The following is a 19,762-nucleotide window of genomic DNA, read 5'->3' on the forward strand; positions in this document are numbered from 1 at the left end:
CAGCGGCCGACCAAAAAACGACGAGGATGCCGCGCTGATGCGACATCCTCATCGACCCACCTCGCGCTACGCCGGCCACCGCGTCCGCGCGTGCATCCGTGCGCGGCGCTCATCCGGTGGCGTGCAGCGCGAGCTCATCGTCAGGACAGTGTGGGCGCAGTGGCGATGGCGTGGTCGATGACCTTGAGCGCGGCCTCGCGCTCGGCACCATCGACCACCAGGCGCGGCGCACGCACGCGCTCGCTGCCCAGGCCGACCTTTTCCTGCACCAGTTTGATCAACTGCACGAACTTGGGCACGGTATCCAGGCGCAGCAGCGGCAGGAACCAGTCGTAGAGTTCCTTCGCCGCCGGGTAGCCGCCGTCGCGCGCGAGTTCGAACAGGCGCACCGATTCCTTCGGGTAGGCGTTGACCAGGCCGGCGATCCAGCCCTTGGCGCCCATGCTCAGGCCTTCGACGATGGCATCGTCCATGCCCACCAGCAGCGCCAGACGATCCCCCAGCAGCTCCTGCAGCGCGGCGAAGCGGCGCACGTCGCCCGAGGACTCCTTCACTGCCTGCAGGTTGGGGAATTCGGCGGCCAGCTCGGCGATCTGCGCCGGGCCGAAATCGGTCTTGTAGGCCACCGGGTTGTTGTACAGGATCACCGGCAGGTCGGTGGCGGCAATCACCGCACGCACATGCGCGCCCATCTCGCGCCAGTCGGTGGAGTAGACGTAGGGCGGCAACACCATCAGCCCGCCGCAACCGAGGTCCTTGGCCGCCTTGGCCAGCGCCACTGCCTCACCGGTCGCCAGGCTGGCGATGCCCGGCACCACCGGCACGCGGCCATTCAATGCGCTAACCAGCGTCTTGAGCACGGCGATCTTGTCGTCCACGCTCAAGGTGGCCGCTTCGCCCAGCGAGCCCAGCGGCACGATCGCGGTGCAGCCGGCATCCACCAGTTGATTGGCGTGCTTGGCGAGGAAGTCGTGATCGATCTCGCCGGAGGCGGTGAACGGGGTGGTGATGGCCGGCAGCACGCCATGCCAGAACGCAGCAATACTCATGGATGATTCCCTTGCGAGTCGGAAGTGAACGGGTCGGCCAGCGCCGCGAGGCGGACCGGGAACAACGGCGGCCGGCGGCCGGCGTCGGTGGAAAGCGCGGGCGGGCAGCGCCCAAGCTCGGCGAGCGCGGTGCCGCAGATGCGGCCCTGGCAGGCGCCCATGCCGCAGCGCGAAGCGAGCTTGGCATCGCGTGCATCGTTGAAGTTGTCCAGCGCGCCCAGCGGCACGTCTTCGCAGCGGCACACCAACGTGTCGGGCTGCGCCAGCGCGCGGATGCGTGGATCAAGCGCGAACTGCTGTTGCAGCACCTCGGCGAACGCACGCGCGGCACGTCGCCGCGGCTGCAGGCGCAGCGCAGCGTCCGGCGCGTCGGCAGCCATATGCCCGGCCATCGCGCCTTCGATCAGCGCGCAATCGCGTCCGCCGATGCCGCAGGCCTCGCCCGCAGCAAAGACCTGCCGCACGCTGGTGCGCAGCAGTGCGTCCACATGCACCTGTTGATGCGCGCCGTACGCGTCCAGCCGGCAACCGAGCAACTGTGCGAGCTCGGTGTTCGGCACCAGGCCATAGCCCACCGCCAGTTGATCGCAGGCAACACGGGTGCGACCGGCCGGCCCTTCGATCTCGATTTCACGCAGTTGCGTGTCGCCGTGTGCGGCAACGACAAAGCTGCCGGCGCGATAGGCCACCGCGCGCAATTGCAGGCGCAGCGCCACCGCCTGCGCCGCCTTGCCCGGCCAGCGCCACAGCTGCAATGCGAACTGCCGCAACGCAGTTTGAGAGGTCTGTTCGTGGATGCCAAGCACCTGCGCGCCATGCCGTTGCAAGGTCGCCGCACTGGCCAGCAGCAGCGGGCCGCTGCCGGCGACCACCACACGCTTGCCGGCCAGCGGCCAGCCCTGTTTGGCCAGCGCCTGCGCCGCGCCGGCGCCGGTGACGCCGGGCAAGGTCCAGCCCGGAAACGGCAGCAGCAATTCGCGCGCGCCGGTGGCCAGCACCAGGGCGGCGTAATGCAGTTGCAGGGAACCGTGCGGGCCATCGGCCAGCAGCCAGCCCGGCTGCGCCAGCAGAATCTGCGTTTGCGTCAGCAGCGTGATCGACGCCGCGCCCTGCACCTGCCGCAACAGCGCCCGCGCATCGGCCGGCGCGCCGTGCCGCACATCGTTGCGCCACACCTGCCCGCCGGCACGCGGCTGCAGGTCGACCACGCCCACCCGCACGCCATGACTGGCCGCTGCCTGCGCCGCCGCCAGACCGGCCGGACCGGCGCCGATCACCAGCACATCGAAATGCTGCACGCGCTCAGCCATCGGTGCGTACCTGCATGCCGTCGCGCGCATCCACCAGGCAGGCGCGTTGCTGACCGATGCCGTCGATGCGCACCCGGCATTCGAAACACACGCCCATGCCGCACAACGGGGCGCGCGGCTGGCCGCTGCACGACTGCCGGAACTGCAGCGTCGCCAGCGCCACCGCAGCGGCCACGCTGGCGCCGGCCGGCACCTCGACCGCTTGCGCATCCACGTGCAGGCGCACCGTCGCGCTCATGCGGCTGCACCATGCACGGCGCGCGCCGGAGCGTACGGGCTGGGGTCGATGGCCGGGGTGCGCCCGAGCAGGCTGTCCACGATCACCCGGGCGCTCCCCAGCGCCGTGGTGACGCCCAGCCCCTCATGACCGGCGGCCACCCACACATCGCGCCGGCCGGGCACCGCCCCGAGATACGGGCGCCCGTCCGGCGTGGCCGGGCGCAGCCCGGTCCACACCCGGATCGCCTGCAACTCGCGCAGCACCGGCAGATACGCAAATGCGCGCTGCAGCATCTGCTGCAACACCGGCAGCGACAGCGCGCGGTCGTGCTCACCGAACTGGCGCGAGGAGCCGATCAATATCTGCCCGGTCGGCCGCGGCTGCACATTGAAGGCCACGCTGGTGGCGTCGGCGCCATGCGCCGAATCGGCATAGCCCAGTTCCAGTAGCTGATGCCGGATCAAACCAGGATGGCGGTCGGTGATGACCAGATGGCCCTTGCGCGGGCGTAGCGCCAGCTCAGGCAACAACTGCGGCAAGGCCACCCCGCTGGCCACCAGCACCGGGCCGGCCAACAGCTGGCCATCGTCCAGACGCACCCCATGCGCCTGCAACTGCTCCACCTTGCGGCCGGCAAACAGCTGCGCGCCCGCCTTGCAGGCCAGGCTCACCAGATGCCGCGCCACCCGCGGCGGATACACCACGGCCTCATCTGGCACGCGCATGCCGCCGGCCAGGCCCGCCACCAGTTGCGGCTCCAGTGCATACAACTGGCTGGCATCGATGGCGTCGGCATGCAGGCCGGCCGCCGCCAGCCGCGCGATCTTGGCCGGCACCGCCGCCAGTTCGCGCGCATCGCGGGCCACCCACAGCGTGCCGCAGCGGCTGAATTCGGCCTCGCTCAGTTGTGCGAAGCGCTCCCACAGCCGCAGCGAATACGCCGACAACGCCAGCTCGGCCGGGTCGTCGTCCATCGCCACCAGGTGCCCCATCGCCGCCGCGGTGGAACCGCCGCCGATCGGCCCCGGCTCGACGATCGCCACGCGCAGCCCTTCGCACGCGGCCGCCTCGGCACAGGCCGCGCCGACGATGCCCGCGCCCACCACGATCAGGTCGTAGCTGCGTCGCGTGGACGCTGCCGACGGCGCCGCATCGGCGGCCGGCGCGCTGCCAACTCCCTCCGATGCGGGCCGCACTTCGTCCATCAGGCCACGATGCCCCAGGCGAACGGGTCGGCCGGGTCGATCAGCAGCTGCGCGCGCGCGGTGATGTAGGCGCGCCCGCTGATGCGTGGCGCAATGCCGCGCCCGCTGAGGCGATAGCTGCCTTCGAAGGCGCTGCCCAGAATGCCCTGCTGTACCCAGCGCTCGCCTTCGGCCAGCTTGCCGTCGGCGGCCAGGCAGGCCAGCTTGGCGCTGGTGCCGGTGCCGCACGGCGAACGGTCGTAGGCCAGCCCCGGGCACAGCACGAAGTTGCGCGCCACGCCACTGCCGTCCGGTGCGCTGCCGTTGATTTCGATATGGTCGATCTCGCCACCGGCCTCGCCGGTGATGCCGGCCGCTTCCAGCGCCAGCCGGATCGCCTCGGTATAGGCGGTCAGCTCGCGCTGATGTGCCAGGTCCAGCGCACACGGCGCCTGCCCGGTGATGAAGAACCAGTTGCCGCCCCAGGCCACGTCGCCACGCACCGGCCCGTAACCGGGCACATCCACGTCCACCTCGGTCGCGACGCGATAGCTGTCGACATTGTCGACCGATACCGTGCCGTCTTCGGCCAGTTCCACGCCGACCGTGCCGACCGGCGTCTCGATGCGGTGCTGGCCCGGCGCGATGCGCCCCAGCTCGGCCAACGTGCGCACCACCCCGATGGTGCCGTGCCCGCACATGCCCAGGTAGCCGACGTTGTTGAAGAAGATCACCCCGGTGCAGGCGCTGGGGTCGCGGGCCGGCAGCAGCAAGGCGCCGACCATGGTGTCCGAGCCGCGCGGTTCGCAGGCGATCGCGCTGCGCCACTGGTCGAAATCGCGGCCAAACCGCTCGCGGCATTGCGCCAGATCGCCATCGCCCAGATCGGGGAAGCCGGAGAGGACCACGCGGGTAGGTTCGCCGGCCGTATGGGAGTCGATGACGTCGATGGTGTGCATGGCTCATGCTCCCACTGCCGGCTGGCGGACGACTAGCGTCCAATGCGAGTTGCAAATGCGGAAATCCGCACAATCGACAACCCGCTTCACAGCCCCGCGTTTGCGCTAGGATCAATACAGGGCCGCGCCTTTCGTGCAGCCGTCAATCGTGACCGCCACCATGACGCCGATGGACCTCAATCTTCCCGCGCTGGAAATGCAGACGCTGTTCGATGCGCTGCCGGACGTGGTGTTCTTCATCAAGGACAGCGAGGGCCGCTACACCCATTGCAACCTGACGCTGGTGCGCCGGCTCGGACGCAAATTGCGCAGCGAAATCATCGGCCGCTCGCCACTGGAAGTGTTCCCGCTGCCGCTGGGCGGAAGTTACATGATGCAGGACCGCCGCGTGCTGTGTGGCGAGCTCATCGACAACCAGCTGGAGGTGCATCTGTATCCCAACCGCCTGCCTGGCTGGTGTCTGACATTCAAACGCCCGCTGTGCGAGGCCAATGAGGTGATTGGCGTGGTCGGCATTTCGCGCGATCTGGGCCAGCCCGACAGCCGGCACTCGGCGTACGAGCGCCTGAGCCAGGTGATGGATCACATGCAGGCCAACTTCGGCGACAACCTGCGGGTGCAGAGCCTGGCCGACCTGGCCGGCCTGTCGGTGGCGCAGCTGGAACGGCACTTCCGCCGCGTGTTCCAGGTGACCCCGCAGCAACTGCTGACCAAGCTGCGGATCGAATCGGCGATGCGGCTGCTGTACGGCGACGACAGCATCGCCAGCATCGGGCAACGCTGCGGCTTTGCCGACCAGAGCGCATTCGCGCGTCAGTTCAAGGCAACCGTCGGCATGACCCCGCGCGATTACCGAGCGCTCAAGGGGCAGTTGTAGGCGCGCAAACACACGCTGACACACCGCCGGCACAAATGCCGAATTCGGCAGCATTGGCGATACCGCAGCGATGCGGTTTGCGCGGGTCGTTGCACCGCTGTCGCGACGCGCAGGAGGTGGCACAGACAGGGCCGCGCTGAAGGTCGCGTCAAGGCGACCCCGGGCCCGGATGGTAGACTTTCTGGTTTCCCCTACCGCGTTGCCAATGGCCAGCTTTTTCCGCCGTAACAAGCCCACCACGCCCGACAGCGCGCGTACCTCGCGCTATAGCCTGGAAGAACTGGCAGCCGCATTCCCCACCGCGCCGTCAGCCGCCACCCCGGCATCGCCGGTCGAGGCAATGCCGACTGCCGAACCCGGCACATCGGCCACACCAGCGCCTGCCACACCAGCGCCTGCTGCACCGGCACGCAGCGATGCGGTAACGCCGACGCCAGCCGTAACGCCGCCGGCCGCGGCACCGGCCGACCAGCTTGCCCAGGACATCGCCGCGCGCACTGGCCAGGCGCAGAGCATTGCCGCAGTCCCCAATGCACCCACGCCGCCGGCCACGCCGGCACCTGCGGCCCTGCAGGCGCTGCCCGATCCGCTTCCGTCTGCCGCGCCGCACGCACCCACGGTAGTGGTGGTGCCGCCACCGGTGGTCGTGCCGCCGCACAGCGCACCCGCGCAGCCGGCAGGCACGCCGGCACCGACGCCTGCGCAAGGCGCCGCGCCCGCAGTCGTACCGTCGACTGCCACGCCTGCTGCCACGCCTGCTGTGGTTACACCCGCTGTCGTGACACCTGCCGCCGCAACAGCTGCGCCCGCAGTGACACCGGCCGTCGCCCCGTTGCCTGCCGCCGCGCCCGGCGTCGTCGCCCCGGCCGTGATCAGCGCCCCAGTGCCGGCCAGTTCCGACAACGACAGCATCGTCGGCCAGCACGATGCGCTACCTGCCGCCCCGGCCGGCAAGCCTGGCTGGCGCGACCGCCTGCGCAACAGCAGCTTCGCGCGCAGCTTCGGCGGTCTGTTCTCGCGCAACCCCAAGCTCGACGACGACCTGCTCGACGAGATCGAGACCGCGCTGATCACCGCCGACGTCGGCATCGGCGCGACCACCGCCCTGGTCGAAGGGCTGCGCAAGCGCATGAAGTCGCGCGAGTTCGCCGATGCGCAGGCGATGTTCAAGGCCTTGCGCGCCGATCTGATCGCGCTGCTGCAGCCGGTCTCCAAACCGCTGGTCATCGACCGCTCGGCCAAGCCCTTCGTGGTGCTCACCGTCGGCGTCAACGGCGTCGGCAAGACCACCACCATCGGCAAGCTGGCCAAGCGCTTCAAGGACGACGGCAACAGCCTGATGCTGGCCGCCGGCGACACCTTCCGCGCCGCCGCCGTGGCGCAATTGCAGGCCTGGGGCGATCGCAACGGCGTGGCCGTGATCGCGCAGGGGCAGAATGCCGATGCCGCCTCGGTGGCGTTCGACGCGCTGCAGGCCGCCAAGGCGCGCGGCACCGAGGTGTTGATCGCCGACACCGCCGGCCGCCTGCACACCCAGACCGGGCTGATGAACGAGCTGGGCAAGATCCGTCGCGTGCTCGGCAAGATCGATGCCGCCGCACCGCACGAGGTGCTGATGGTCATCGACGGCACCACCGGCCAGAACGCCATCTCGCAGCTGCGCCAGTTCCATGCCGCGGTCGGCGTCACCGGCCTGGTCGTGACCAAGCTCGATGGCACCGCCAAGGGCGGCGTGGTGTTCGCACTGGCGCGCGAGTTCAATATCCCGATCCGCTTCGCCGGCATCGGCGAACGCCCGGAAGACCTGCGCGTGTTCGACCCGGTCGCCTTCGTCGATGCCCTGCTGCCGGAAGCCCTGGGCAGCTGAGTGGCAGAGGCCTGCCCGCATCTGCAAGCGCTGTGCGCGCAGGCGCTGCAGTTAGGCTGCACGGTGCGGGACGTTTCCGGCGACTGGTCGCGCGCCAGGCGTGTCCTGGAGTTCGCCCAGCCATTGCCGGCGGCGTTGCGCAAGCAGGCGCGGCGCAACGCAGAGCTGGTTCATTACCACGCACCAGCCGCACCGCACTGGCCTGGCGATGAAGGCTTCTTCTGCGACCAATGCCGGGTTGGACTTGCGTTTCCGCTGCACTGACCGGTCCACCGCCATACGCGCACAGCCGGGCGTCATCCGCCCGCCGTCATCGCCTTCCTTCGCCAGCAGACCCCATGCCAGCCGATCACGCCACTGCCACCGCTGACGCCTTCGTCGACCGCCTGCTGCACTGGTTCGACGGCCACGGTCGCCACGACCTGCCCTGGCAACATCCGCGCGCGCCTTACCGGGTGTGGTTGTCGGAAATCATGCTGCAGCAGACCCAGGTTGCGGTGGTCATTCCGTATTTCCACAAGTTCGTCGCCCGCTTTCCGACCCTGGCCGACCTGGCCGCAGCCGACAACGACACCGTGATGGCGCACTGGGCCGGGTTGGGCTACTACGCACGCGCACGCAACCTGCATGCCGCAGCCCGGCAATGCGTCGCCCTGCACGATGGCGAGCTGCCACGCGACTTCGATGCGTTGCTGGCGTTGCCCGGCATCGGCCGCAGCACCGCCGGCGCGATCCTCAGCCAGGCCTGGAACGACCGCTTCGCGATCATGGACGGCAACGTCAAACGCGTGCTGACGCGCTTCCACGGCATTGCCGGCTACCCCGGCCTGCCGGCGATCGAAAAGCAGTTATGGCAACTGGCGACGACGCATGTGGCGCAGGTGCCGGCCGGCCGCCTGGCCGACTACACCCAGGCGCAGATGGATTTCGGCGCCACGCTATGCACACGCGCCAAACCGGCCTGCGTGCTGTGCCCGCTGCAGGACGATTGCGTGGCGCGCCGCGATGGCCTGGTGGAGGCACTGCCCACGCCCAAGCCCGGCAAGGCGTTGCCCGAGCGCGAGGCCACCGCCTTGCTGCTGGAAAACGCAGACAGGCAGATCCTGCTGCAGCGCCGCCCGCCGACCGGCATCTGGGCCTCGCTGTGGACGCTGCCGCAGGCCGAGACCGACAGCGGCATGCGCGCATGGTTCGACAAACACATCGATGGCAACTACGACCGCGCCGGCGAACTGCCGCTGATCGTGCACACCTTCAGCCATTACCGCCTGCATCTGCAGCCGTTGCGCCTCGGCAAGGTCGCACTGCGCCCGGCGGTACGCGACAATGACGACCTGCGCTGGGTCGCCCGCGCCGATCTCGCATCGCTGGGCTTGCCGGCGCCGATCCGCAAACTGCTCGACGCCCTCTAGGCGCGCACTCAAAGGAATCCGCATGTCCCGCACCGTGTTCTGCCAGTACCAGCAATGCGACACCGAAGGCCTGGATTTTGTGCCGTATCCCGGCGAGCTCGGCCAGCGCGTGTTCGCGCAGATCGGCAAGAGCGCATGGCAGGCCTGGCTGGCGCATCAGACCATGCTGATCAACGAAAACCGGTTGTCGCCACGCGACCCCAAGCACCGCGCGTTTCTCGAAGCCGAGTTGCAGAAGTTCCTGTTCGAACGCAATGCCGACAAGCCGGATGGATATGTCGCGCCGATGAGCGAAGAGTAAGCACGTCGGGATTCAGCGCGGCCAACAGACCACTGCGCTCACTGCCGGACAGGCGCGGCCGGTGACCGGGATCGGCGTGCATCACGCATGCCCTCCAGATCCTGCGCAACATCTCCTTCGGGCTGGGCACTGCTGGCCAAGGTTTCAGTCGTTCTCGGACAGGACAGAACGAGCGCAGCGAAGGATAGGCCTGCAACGCAGCAGCCGCTACACGACCGCAGCGACCATCTGCAGGCGACTTCAGGGCATCGCACCGCCCTGAATCGCACCGCCCGAATGCGTGCGCCTCAACCGACGCCGGTCGGCCCGTCCAGCAGCATGCGGATCCGCTTGAGCAGCTCCTTCTGCGTATACGGTTTGTTGACCACGTCGAACTCCGCGCCGCCCACGTCGGTGCGCTGAATGCTGGCATCGGCATAGCCGGTGGTCAGCAGGACCTTGATCCTGGGCAGCATGCGCCGCGCCTCGCGGGCCAGCACCACGCCATTCATGCCGCCGGGCATGATCAGATCGGTGAACAGCGCATCCACTTCCGGATGCTGCTCGAGTAACTCGATCGCCTCGCGCCCGCTGGCTGCAGAGAGAATGCGGTAACCGGCGTTTTCCAGGAACATCCTGGCCACCACCGCCACGTCCTGCTTGTCTTCCACCACCAGGATGGTTTCGCTGCCGCCCTTGTCGATGGCACGGCTCTTGACGGCCTGCAGGTCGTTCTCGAACTCGTTGGATGCGGGGAAATACAACCGCACCGTGGTGCCTTCGCCCACTTCGCTGTAGATGCGCACGGTGCCGCCGGACTGCTTGACGAAGCCGTACACCATCGACAGACCCAGGCCTGTGCCCTGCCCCTCGTCCTTGGTGGTAAAGAACGGCTCCATGACGCGGCTGGCCACCTCCGGCGGCATGCCCAAGCCCGTGTCGCTGACGGCAATGCTCACATAACGACCCGGCGCCAACTGGTGGTGCATGGCCAGATCGTGGCTGGTGATTTCCACGTTCTGGGTCTGCACGGTCACTTCCTTGCGCTCGGACTGCGCCATCGCATCGCGCGCATTGATCAGCACGTTCAACAGCGCCACTTCGGCCTGGGTGGTGTCGATCTGGCAGTTCCACAGCCCCTCTTCCAGCGACTGCCGCAGGCTGATGCCGCCCCCCAGCGTGCGCTCGGCCATGTTGTTCATGCCCGACACCAGGCCATTGAGATTGACCACCCGCCCCCGCAATTTTTGCTTGCGCGAAAACGCCAGCAATTGCTGGGTCAGGGTGGCCGCCTTGGCCGCGGCCGTTGCGGCATGTTCGGCGCTGAAGGCGATGCGTTCGGCATTCCTGGCGGCATCGCCGGAGACCATCATCTGGATCACTTCCAGATGCCCGGACATCACCTGCAGCAGATTGTTGAAATCGTGCGCGATGCCGCCGGTCAACTGCCCCAGCGCTTCCATCTTCTGCGCCTGGCGCAAGGCGTCCTCGGCATCGCGACGACGACTGACGTCCAGCTGCGAACCGAAGAAGTAGACCAGGTTGCCTTGCTCGTCGAACACCGGCGAGACGAACAGCGCGTTCCAGAACGAGGAGCCATCCTTGCGGTAATTCAGTACCTCGGTGGCGAATTCGCGGCGTTGCTCGATGGACTCGCGCACGTCCTGCACGCTGGCCGGATCGGTTTCCGGGCCCTGCAGGAAACGGCAGTTGTTGCCGATGATCTCCTCGGACGAATACCCGGTCATTTCCAGGAACGCCCGGTTGGCGAACACGATCGGATTGTCGGGCAGGTGCGGGTCGGTGACCGTCATCGGCATCCGCGTGGTTTCCACCGCGGCAAAAAAGATATCCGAGCGATGCTTCTCCACAGGCAGGCTGCGAGATTCGCTGATATGAGGCGCCCGCAGCTTTCCGTTACCAGGATCGTTCAAGTGCATGTTCTCCGCGGGGCCATTCCCGTGGCGATAGTCTAGTTGGGGCCGGTGAGTTGATTCCTCACATCCATGAGCCTATCCCGTACGGCCGCGCCCGCCGATGCAACCCGGCGTGCGGCAGGCAGCACGCGCTAATGTGGCGCCACCTTGGAAAACACGTTGATGACCACCGCACCGGCCACGATCAGGCCCATGCCCAGCAGCGCCGGCGCATCCAGCCGTTGTCCGTGCACGGCCCAGGCCACCAGCGAAATCAACACGATGCCCGCGCCCGACCACATGGCGTAGGCGATGCCGACCGGGATCACGCGCAACGTCAGCGCCAGGAAATAGAACGAAATGCCGTAGCCCAGCACGGTGAGCAGCGATGGCCACATGCGCGTGAAGCCTTCGCTCGATTTGAGCGCCGCCGTGGCGGTGACTTCTGCGCAGATCGCGATTGCCAGGAATATCCAGTTCTTCATCGCCGCACCTTGCCCGTGGAATGCGGCGACCATAGCCGCAGGCACCGGCTTGCTTGCAAGCGCGTCGCTGTGCGCCATTGCCTGCGCCGTCGCTTGCTGAAAGCAGGCTAATGAAGGCACGGCGGGCGAGCATTGGCAGGCAGGTGCATCGGTCGTTTTGCCGTAGCATGCGCAGGCAGCAAGCAGCTCTTGCGCTTCATTCGGCCGTTCTGGCGCCGTTGCGCGCGTCTTTCCAGCCAGCGCAGGCTCTGGCAATCATGCGATGCCACCATGCCGGGCTACCAGACCCAGATTCACGAGTTGACCTTCGGGCAACTGACCTACGTCATCCGCGCACTTGCCGACAAACAGCAATACGCCGATCCGGACGAGAGTGCGGCCGATGCCGGCATCTCCTCGGCGCAGTGGAGCCTGTTCGGGCAGGTCTGGCCTGCCGGCCAGCTACTGGCAGAAGCAATGGCCACGCGCCCGATCGAAGGCCGGCGCATTCTCGAACTCGGCTGCGGCCTGGGGCTGGCCAGCCTGGTGTTGCGCCGGCGCGGCGCCGACGTGGTCGCCAGCGATCATCACCCGCTGGCAGAGGTGTTCCTGGCGTACAACGCCGCACTCAACTCCCTGGACTCGGTGCCGTATCGCCGGCTCGACTGGGACGCCGGCGCGCTGAACATGGGCCAGTTCGACATGATCATCGCCAGCGACGTGCTGTATGAAACCCGCCACGCCACCATGTTGGCCAGCCTCATTCCCGCGCTGGCCAGGCCTTCGTGCGAGATCGTCATCAGCGATCCGGGCCGCGGCAACGCCAACGCGCTCTCGCGCATGCTGGCGGACATCGGGTTTTCGTTGGTCGCCGGCGAACGCCAGGCCGCAGCGCAGGTGGCCAAGGCGCCGCGCCTGTTCGTCTACCGGCGCAACATGGACAACTGGTGGCCCGCAGAGGGTTGAGTGTCCCTGCCGCGTGACTCGGGTGCAGACGTATCGGCAGACAGCGCGATCGGCCTGCACGGATCGGCCTTGCGCTTCTGGCGCCCGCTCATGCGCATCGGCGAGCCTGGCGCTGCAGAGCGGGCGCCAAGTCGTCAGAGCCGGTATTCCTTCGGGTCCAGAAACTCGGCAAGACAGGAACCCACGCGCAGTGCCTGCTCGCGCGCATCGCCGCGGTATTCGCCCTGCCCTGCGCCTTCGATCGTGGCGATCGGCGAAGGATGGTCGCGGTGATACACAAACGCCGTCGACGACCACTGGGTCTGTCCAGGGGCCTGACTTTCCATCGTTTCCACGCGGAACTCACCGCAGTAGCCGTGAATCAACGTGCGTCGAAGTGTTCTGTGCGTCATGCCCGGAAGTATCGCCACGCGCAGTTGAAGACCACGTGGAAAACCACCGCTGCAGGCGCCAGGTCTGCCGGCAAACGCAACAAGTCCATCCGCAGCAATCGCCGCAACGTGGCACCGACAAAACGAAGGAAGAGAGTTTGCACATCCGGCGATTGCCGGGAAGCCTTGCGAACGAAGGCTTGGAAATGGTGGCCGAGGACGGAATCGAACCGCCGACACGGGGATTTTCAATCCCCTGCTCTACCAACTGAGCTACTCGGCCACTATCGCAACATGCTGCCTGCGTTGCGAGGACGCGCATCATAGCGAGCAGGCGCAGTTTGAGCAAGCGTTGCGATGAACTTTGTTGCGGGCCGGCGCGGCGACCGCGCTTTCCTGCATCGGTTCACACCGCGCGGAAGGCGGCATGGCCTAGCCTGCGCAGGTCCCGAGGAGAATGTCATGCGCCTGCCCTGCCTGCTGTTGTCGTTCGCCTTGCTGCTGCCGTTGATGGCCGCGGCCCAACAGCCGGTACGCGCAGTGCCGCAACTGGACATCTCCCGCTACGCCGGGCAGTGGCACGAGATCGCGCATCTTCCGGTGTCGTTCCAGAAGAAGTGCCGCAGCGACATCACCGCCAGCTACACCTTGCGCGACGATGGCTTGATCGGCGTGCGCAACGGCTGCCGCAGCGCCGATGGCGAGCTGACCCAGGCCGAGGGAGTGGCACGGCCGGTCGAGGGCCGGCCCGGGCAGCTGCAGGTGCGCTTTGCGCCGGAGTGGCTGAGCTGGTTGCCGCTGGTGTGGGCCGACTATTGGGTGATCGCGCTCGACCCGGACTACCAATGGGCGGTGGTCGGCGAGCCGGATCGCAAATACCTGTGGATCCTGTCGCGCTCGCCACAGATGCCGCGCGCGCAGCTCGAGCAACTCAAGCGTCAGGCCACGCAGATGGGCTATGACCTGTCGCCGCTGATCGTGGCTGCGCCCTTGCGTTGACGCCAGCAGCCTGAACGCAGGCCGTGCCGCGTGGTGTGCCGCAACGCCTGCGCACGGACACGCCGCAAGGCAGCAAGGCAGCGTCCGTACTGCGTAGTATTCTTGGCGCCGCCTTACACCCGCCAAGGACCTCAGTACATGCGTCGTGCCTACCGTCTCCTGATCGTGTCGCTGGCCTGCGGCCTGCTGCTGAGCGCCTGCGGCGGTGCGATCCGCCGCGTGTCCGAGCCAGCCGCCAGCATCCAGCAACTGACCGTGCGTGCCGATGGCTCCTGGTCGGTCGATCTGCGGCTGCAGAACTACAGCAGCATCCCGATGCAGTTCGAGCGCGTGGCGCTGGAGATTTCCACCGGCGATCAGCTGGCCGGCAAGCTCGACCAGAGCGTCGGCATCTCGATCGGCCCTGAAACCGCCGACGTGGTGACCGTCAGCGTGCAGCCGACCTCGCTGGGCCGACTCACCGTGGCCGATGTGCTCGCCGGCGGCCGCTCGCTGCCTTACTCGCTCAAGGGCACGGTGTGGGCGACGCCGCAGGACAAGAAGCAGCGCGACTTCAGCGTCGAGTCGCGCAACACGCTCAGCCCAGCCCCCGGCCTCAACGGCGTGCTGCGCTAATGCGCACGCCTTCCCGCACTCGTTTGAAGGATCCCGCATGAGCAGCTACACCGCCCCGCTGACCGATTTCCGCTTTGCCCTGCACGACGTGCTCGGCGCGCAGGCCCTGTTCGCCCGGCTCGGCTATGCCGACGCCAGCACCGACATCATCGACGCCGTGCTCGAAGAAGCCGGCCGCTTCACCGCGCAGGTGCTGGCGCCGCTCAACAGCATCGGCGACGAAATCGGCTGTGCCTTCGACAAGAGCACCCATGCGGTGACCACCCCACCCGGCTTCCGTGCGGCCTACGACCAGTTCGTGGCAGGCGGCTGGAACGGCCTGACCGCTGAGCCGGAGTTCGGCGGCCAGGGCATGCCGCACACCCTGGGCGTGCCGCTGAGCGAAATGATCAACTCGGCCAACCTGGCGTGGGGCAATTTCCCGCTGCTCTCGCACGGCGCCAGCGAAGCGCTGCGCCAGCACGGCGAGGCGTGGCAGCAGGAAGCGTTCCTCAAGCCGCTGACCGACGGCCGCTGGACCGGCACCATGTGCCTGACCGAGCCGCATTGCGGCACCGACCTGGGCCTGCTCAAGACCCGCGCCGAGCCCAACGCCGACGGCAGCTATGCCATCACCGGCACCAAGATCTTCATCACCGCCGGCGAGCACGACCTCACCGACAACATCGTGCATCTGGTGCTGGCCAAGTTGCCGGACGCACCGGCCGGCGCCAAGGGCATCTCGCTGTTCGTCACCCCCAAGTTCAAGGTGGACCGCGACGGCAACGTGGGCGAACGCAATGCGCTGCACTGCGGCTCGATCGAGCACAAGATGGGCATCAAGGGCTCGGTGACCTGCGTGATGAACTTCGAAGGCGCGCAAGGCTATCTGGTCGGCCAGCCGCACAAGGGCCTGCAGGCCATGTTTACGATGATGAATACCGCGCGCCTGAGTGTGGGCCTGCAGGGCATCGGCCTGTCCGAGCGTGCGTATCAGAACGCGCTGCGCTACACCCGCGAGCGCCTGCAATCGCGCGCGCTCAGCGGTGCCAAATTCCCCGACAAGCCGGCCGACCCGATCATCGTGCACCCGGACGTGCGCCGCATGCTGCTGACCATCAAGTCGCTGACCGAAGGCAGCCGCCTGCTGGCGCTGCACGCGGCCAGCCTGGTCGATGTGGCCCACCGCGGCACCACCGAGCAGGAACGCGCCGACGCCGAGACCCTGGTGAGCTTCCTCACCCCGATCTCCAAGGCCTGCCAGACCGAGTGGTCGATCGAGAACGCCTACCACGCGCTGCAGTGCTTCGGCGGACACGGCTATATCCGCGAATACGGCATGGAGCAGCTGGCCCGCGACGCACGCATCACCACCATCTACGAAGGCACCACCGGCATCCAGGCGCTGGACCTGATCGGCCGCAAGACCGCTGCCAGCCAGGCGGCAGGACTCAAGCTGTTCCTGGCCGATGTCGAACACTTCGCCAATGCGCAGGAAGGCAATGCCGCGCTGGCCGAGTTCATCAAGCCGCTGCGCGACAAGTGCAGCGAGTGGGCGATGCTGACCCGCGACGTGCTCGATCGCGCCGCCCGCAACCCGGACGAACTCGGTGCCGCCAGCTACGACTACCTGTTCTATTCCGGCTATGTGTTGCTGGCGTACTGGTGGGCGCGTAGCGTGGCCGCTGCCGATGCTTCCGCGCACAGCGAGGAGTTCAAGCGCGCCAAGCGCGAAACCGCCCGCTTCTACTTCGCACGCATGTTGCCGCGCACGCTGACCCATGCCGCCACCATCCGCAGCGGCGCAGCGCCGTTGATGACGCTGGAAGCGGAATTGTTCGGCGAAGCCTAAGCAAGCGTCATCATCGCGGTGGGCTGCCGCGGTCGTAGCAGCGGACATGGCCGCGATGAGGCGGTACCGATCGGCAAGACCTCGCGCCCGGGTGCGCTCCTACGGCAACACCGCAGGATTTCCGCCGCCGTCGTAGGAGCGGACCTGGCCGCGACGAGGCAGTACCGCTCGGCAAGACGTCGCGCCCGGGTGCGCTCCTACGGCAACATTCCAGGATTTCCGCCGCGGTCGTAGCAGCGGACCTGGCCGCGACGAGGCAGTGCCGATCGACGAGACGTCGCGCCCGGGTGCGCTCCTACACGGCTAAGCAAGGCCTGCAAGGCGTCAGAAGATGGTTGCGCAGCGTGGCGGCCGGGGCGTCTGCGCGGAGACGTGCCGACCGATGATTGCAAGACGCGCACCAAAGCCGTTCGCTGCGATACACAAACTGTCAACGATCGGGTATAAGCTGTTTTCCCGATGGAGACAGACACGCACGCAGGTGATGTGATCTTCCCCGGAGGCTCTTCTGCTCCGGTCGCGGGCAGCGCTGTCGCTGCGATCCAGCAACTTCCCACCTTGCGCCTGCTGTCGCTCGATGCGCATGGCCGCGTGCTGGACTGGATCAATTGGCAGGACGCCGCCTGTCTGTACGCACGCGATGCGGTGTCCTGGACGCTGGGCGAGCCCTGCATGCAGATCCATGGCGGCGTCTCGCGCCTGACCGGCGAGCGCAGCGTGCTGGAACTGCATCCCATCATCGCCGCACGCGGGCATGCCCGTTCACGTGCGCTGGACCCGACGCCGACCCTCAGCAACACCGCCCTGTTCGCGCGCGACGCGCAGCTGTGCATGTATTGCGGCCAGCACTTCAGTCGCCCGCAGCTGACCCGCGATCACGTCATGCCGGTCTCCAAGGGCGGCCGCGACAGCTGGGAAAACGTGGTCACCGCCTGCTTCCAGTGCAACTCGCGCAAGGCCAACCGGACGCCACAGCAGGCGCATATGCCGTTGCTGGCCGTGCCGTACCGGCCGAGCTGGATCGAACATCTGATCCTGTCCAACCGCAACATCCTCTCCGACCAGATGGCGTTCCTGCGCGCGCAATTGCCCAAGCGCTCGAAACTGTCGCTGTAGTCCGCCATACCGGCGCGGCGTGATGTTGCAAGCGCCAAATACGACCGTTGGCAATGGCCGATCGAGAGAAAGGCATCGTCGACAGTATCGAGCGATCGGCCCACGACGGCGCATTGCCTCGCATGGCCTCGTACCCGTTATCCCCTGTGCACCGGCTTCATCCGCGAGCCATACGACGGCCAGGCAACCCTGACCTATCCCCAGGCCGCTGACCCAGGTGCGGCAGATTGCCGCAGCCCTGGAAACCCGGCGCGCCCGCCTGCGCTGCCAGCGCGCTCGGCCATCACTTCCCGCTGACAGCTGAACCGGTTTGCTTGCCGGGCCTTCGCATGGGGAGGACAATACGGCTTCAGAACATTGACACGATGATGATCGACTCCACCCGCTATCCGCGCCTGTCCCGCATCCAGACCCCCGACGATCTGCGCACTTTCGACGAGGCCGATCTGACCGCGATCGCCGAAGAGCTGCGCGCCTACCTCATCGAATCGGTGGGCAAGAGCGGCGGGCATTTCGCGGCCGGACTGGGCGTGATCGAGCTCACCGTCGCCCTGCACTACCTGTATCAGACCCCGGTCGATCAGCTGGTGTGGGATGTGGGCCATCAGACCTATCCGCACAAGATCCTCACCGGCCGTCGCGACCAGATCCACACGGTCAAGCAAAAGGACGGCGTGGCGCCGTTCCCCAAGCGCGAAGAGAGCGTCTACGACACCTTCGGCGTCGGGCATTCCTCGACTTCGATCTCGGCCGCGCTGGGCATGGCGATCGCCGCGCAGCGCAGCGGCGACGAGCGCAAGGTGGTGGCGGTGATCGGCGACGGCGCGATGACCGCCGGCATGGTCTACGAGGCGCTCAACCACGCCGGCGGCATGGACCCGGAGCCGAACCTGCTGGTGATCCTCAACGACAACCGCATGTCGATCTCCGAAGCGGTCGGCGGGTTGACCAAGATGCTGGGGCGTGCCAGCGGCAGCCGCACCCTCAACGCCATCCGCGAGGGCGGCAAGAAGATCCTCGGCGACAAGAAGAACAACCCCACCGCGCGCTTCGTGCGGCGCTGGGAAGAACACTGGAAGGGCATGTTCGTGCCGTCCACGCTGTTCGAGGAAATGGGCTTCCACTACACCGGCCCGATCGACGGCCACGACCTGCCCGGCCTGGTCGGCGCGCTGAAGACCCTGAAGACGCTCAAGGGCCCGCAGCTGCTGCACGTGATCACCACCAAGGGCAAGGGCTACGAACTGGCCGAAGGCGACCAGATCGGTTACCACGCCGTGGGCCCGTTCGATCCGAGCAAGGGCCTGGTCGCCAAGGCCGGCGCCAAGAAGCCGACCTATACCGATGTCTTCAGCGACTGGGTCTGCGACATGGCCGCGGCCGAACCCAGGCTGCTGGTGATCACCCCGGCAATGCGCGAGGGCTCGGGCCTGGTGCGTTTCAGCAAGGAATATCCGCAGCGCTATTTCGACGTGGCGATCGCCGAGCAACACGCGGTGACGCTGGCCGCCGGCATGGCGACCCAGGGCGCCAAACCGGTGGTGGCGATCTACTCCACCTTCCTGCAGCGCGGCTACGACCAGCTGGTGCACGACGTCGCGGTGCAGAAGCTCGACGTGCTGTTCGCGATCGACCGCGGCGGCGTGGTCGGCCCGGATGGCGCCACCCACGCCGGCAACCTGGACCTGAGCTTCCTGCGCTGCGTCCCGCACATGGTGGTGATGGCGCCGGCCGACGAGGCCGAGTGCCGGCAGATGCTCACCACCGGCGTGCATTACGAAGGCCCGGCGGCAGTGCGTTACCCGCGCGGCACCGGCCCGGGCAGCGCACTCGACGCATCGCTCACCAGCCTGCCGATCGGCAAGGCGCAGCTGCGTCACAGCGGCACACGCATCGCCCTGCTGGGTTTCGGCGCCAGCGTCGATGCCGCAGAAGCGGTCGGCCGCGAACTCGGCCTGACCGTGGTCAACATGCGCTTTGTCAAACCGCTCGATAAAGCCATGCTGCTGGAGCTGGCCAAGAGCCACGAAGGCTTCGTCACCATCGAAGACAACGTCGTTGCCGGCGGCGCCGGCTCGGGCGTGGCCGAGTTGCTCAACGCAGAAGCGGTCACCATGCCGATGCTGCACCTGGGCCTGCCGGACAGCTTCCAGCACCACGCCAGCCGCGAAGACCTGCTGGCCGAGGCCGGCATCGACCAGGCCGGCATCCGCGCCGCCGTGCTCAAGCGCTGGCCGCAGCTGATGGCAGGCAAGCCGCCCGCGTTGAATGCCGCTGCAGGCTGAGGCCTGCGCGGGTCACACACGGCGGCAGTTGCGGCAGGCGG

The 19,762-nt window shown here is 67.5% G+C and carries 18 protein-coding genes and 1 tRNA gene; 10 read left to right on the forward strand and 9 right to left on the reverse strand.

Annotation, left to right across the window (positions count from 1 at the left end; translation table 11 throughout):
• Nucleotides 1-140: 140 nt before the first annotated feature.
• From AC06DU_RS12595 to AC06DU_RS12615, 5 genes are read right to left on the reverse strand one after another with little or no spacing between them, the layout of a single operon-like run.
• Nucleotides 141-1,049, reverse strand: coding sequence for a dihydrodipicolinate synthase family protein (locus tag AC06DU_RS12595; protein ID WP_167709101.1), 909 nt, complete (start codon nt 1,047-1,049; stop codon nt 141-143).
• Nucleotides 1,046-2,359 (reverse strand): FAD-dependent oxidoreductase, encoded by a 1,314-nt coding sequence (locus tag AC06DU_RS12600; protein WP_478202561.1) that lies wholly within the window; start codon nt 2,357-2,359, stop codon nt 1,046-1,048. Before AC06DU_RS12600 ends, AC06DU_RS12595 begins: the two co-directional genes overlap by 4 nt.
• Nucleotides 2,352-2,597 (reverse strand): 2Fe-2S iron-sulfur cluster-binding protein, encoded by a 246-nt coding sequence (locus tag AC06DU_RS12605; RefSeq protein WP_006451839.1) that lies wholly within the window; start codon nt 2,595-2,597, stop codon nt 2,352-2,354. Before AC06DU_RS12605 ends, AC06DU_RS12600 begins: the two co-directional genes overlap by 8 nt.
• Entirely contained in the window at nt 2,594-3,784 is a 1,191-nt protein-coding gene (locus AC06DU_RS12610) for an NAD(P)/FAD-dependent oxidoreductase (protein WP_104576040.1), read from the reverse strand. Before AC06DU_RS12610 ends, AC06DU_RS12605 begins: the two co-directional genes overlap by 4 nt.
• Nucleotides 3,784-4,722, reverse strand: a complete 939-nt coding sequence (locus AC06DU_RS12615; protein ID WP_478202562.1) for a proline racemase family protein — start codon at nt 4,720-4,722, stop codon at nt 3,784-3,786. Before AC06DU_RS12615 ends, AC06DU_RS12610 begins: the two co-directional genes overlap by 1 nt.
• 160 nt (nt 4,723-4,882) lie before the next feature.
• Here AC06DU_RS12615 and AC06DU_RS12620 point away from each other — a divergent pair, with 160 nt between their 5' ends.
• The 4 genes from AC06DU_RS12620 (at nt 4,883) to AC06DU_RS12635 (ending at nt 9,179) form a co-directional block, all read left to right on the forward strand.
• Nucleotides 4,883-5,599: an AraC family transcriptional regulator gene (locus AC06DU_RS12620; RefSeq protein WP_024937898.1), complete on the forward strand. Its 717-nt coding sequence runs from the start codon at nt 4,883-4,885 to the stop codon at nt 5,597-5,599.
• Between the two features lie 205 nt (nt 5,600-5,804).
• Complete coding sequence (ftsY, locus tag AC06DU_RS12625) at nt 5,805-7,466, forward strand: signal recognition particle-docking protein FtsY (RefSeq protein ID WP_478202563.1); 1,662 nt, start codon at nt 5,805-5,807, stop codon at nt 7,464-7,466.
• A gap of 338 nt (nt 7,467-7,804) precedes the next feature.
• On the forward strand, nt 7,805-8,878 hold the full coding sequence (gene mutY / locus AC06DU_RS12630) for an A/G-specific adenine glycosylase (RefSeq protein ID WP_478202564.1): 1,074 nt from the start codon (nt 7,805-7,807) through the stop codon (nt 8,876-8,878).
• Nucleotides 8,879-8,900: 22 nt separating this feature from the next.
• Nucleotides 8,901-9,179 carry an oxidative damage protection protein gene (locus tag AC06DU_RS12635; RefSeq protein WP_016902008.1) on the forward strand — a complete coding sequence of 93 codons (279 nt, stop codon included), beginning with the start codon at nt 8,901-8,903 and terminating at the stop codon, nt 9,177-9,179.
• 287 nt (nt 9,180-9,466) lie between these two features.
• On the opposite strand, the gene AC06DU_RS12640 is transcribed toward AC06DU_RS12635, so the two are convergent.
• Nucleotides 9,467-11,092 (reverse strand): hybrid sensor histidine kinase/response regulator, encoded by a 1,626-nt coding sequence (locus AC06DU_RS12640; RefSeq protein ID WP_478202565.1) that lies wholly within the window; start codon nt 11,090-11,092, stop codon nt 9,467-9,469.
• A gap of 134 nt (nt 11,093-11,226) precedes the next feature.
• Nucleotides 11,227-11,559: an SMR family transporter gene (locus tag AC06DU_RS12645; RefSeq protein WP_039523025.1), complete on the reverse strand. Its 333-nt coding sequence runs from the start codon at nt 11,557-11,559 to the stop codon at nt 11,227-11,229.
• A 270-nt stretch (nt 11,560-11,829) separates the two neighbouring features.
• On the opposite strand from AC06DU_RS12645, the gene AC06DU_RS12650 reads away from it, so the two are divergent.
• A complete protein-coding gene (locus AC06DU_RS12650; protein WP_046343203.1) occupies nt 11,830-12,504 on the forward strand; it encodes a class I SAM-dependent methyltransferase in 675 nt (224 codons plus the stop codon).
• A gap of 134 nt (nt 12,505-12,638) precedes the next feature.
• On the opposite strand, the gene AC06DU_RS12655 is transcribed toward AC06DU_RS12650, so the two are convergent.
• Together AC06DU_RS12655 and AC06DU_RS12660 are read right to left on the reverse strand one after the other, a co-directional pair.
• Nucleotides 12,639-12,896 (reverse strand): hypothetical protein, encoded by a 258-nt coding sequence (locus AC06DU_RS12655; protein ID WP_046343205.1) that lies wholly within the window; start codon nt 12,894-12,896, stop codon nt 12,639-12,641.
• A gap of 186 nt (nt 12,897-13,082) precedes the next feature.
• Nucleotides 13,083-13,158, reverse strand: a tRNA-Phe gene (locus AC06DU_RS12660).
• Nucleotides 13,159-13,337: 179 nt separating this feature from the next.
• On the opposite strand from AC06DU_RS12660, the gene AC06DU_RS12665 reads away from it, so the two are divergent.
• The 5 genes from AC06DU_RS12665 (at nt 13,338) to dxs (ending at nt 19,721) form a co-directional block, all read left to right on the forward strand.
• Nucleotides 13,338-13,874 (forward strand): lipocalin family protein, encoded by a 537-nt coding sequence (locus AC06DU_RS12665; protein ID WP_102251776.1) that lies wholly within the window; start codon nt 13,338-13,340, stop codon nt 13,872-13,874.
• A gap of 138 nt (nt 13,875-14,012) precedes the next feature.
• Nucleotides 14,013-14,489, forward strand: coding sequence for an LEA/WHy family protein (locus tag AC06DU_RS12670; protein WP_478202566.1), 477 nt, complete (start codon nt 14,013-14,015; stop codon nt 14,487-14,489).
• 37 nt (nt 14,490-14,526) lie between these two features.
• Nucleotides 14,527-16,320: an acyl-CoA dehydrogenase C-terminal domain-containing protein gene (locus tag AC06DU_RS12675; RefSeq protein ID WP_478202567.1), complete on the forward strand. Its 1,794-nt coding sequence runs from the start codon at nt 14,527-14,529 to the stop codon at nt 16,318-16,320.
• A gap of 459 nt (nt 16,321-16,779) precedes the next feature.
• Nucleotides 16,780-17,436 carry an HNH endonuclease gene (locus tag AC06DU_RS12680; RefSeq protein WP_024937910.1) on the forward strand — a complete coding sequence of 219 codons (657 nt, stop codon included), beginning with the start codon at nt 16,780-16,782 and terminating at the stop codon, nt 17,434-17,436.
• Nucleotides 17,437-17,804: 368 nt separating this feature from the next.
• Nucleotides 17,805-19,721, forward strand: a complete 1,917-nt coding sequence (gene dxs, locus AC06DU_RS12685; protein ID WP_160954491.1) for a 1-deoxy-D-xylulose-5-phosphate synthase — start codon at nt 17,805-17,807, stop codon at nt 19,719-19,721.
• Nucleotides 19,722-19,762: the final 41 nt, after the last annotated feature.

The organism is Xanthomonas sp. NCPPB 3200 (genome assembly GCF_056393585.1).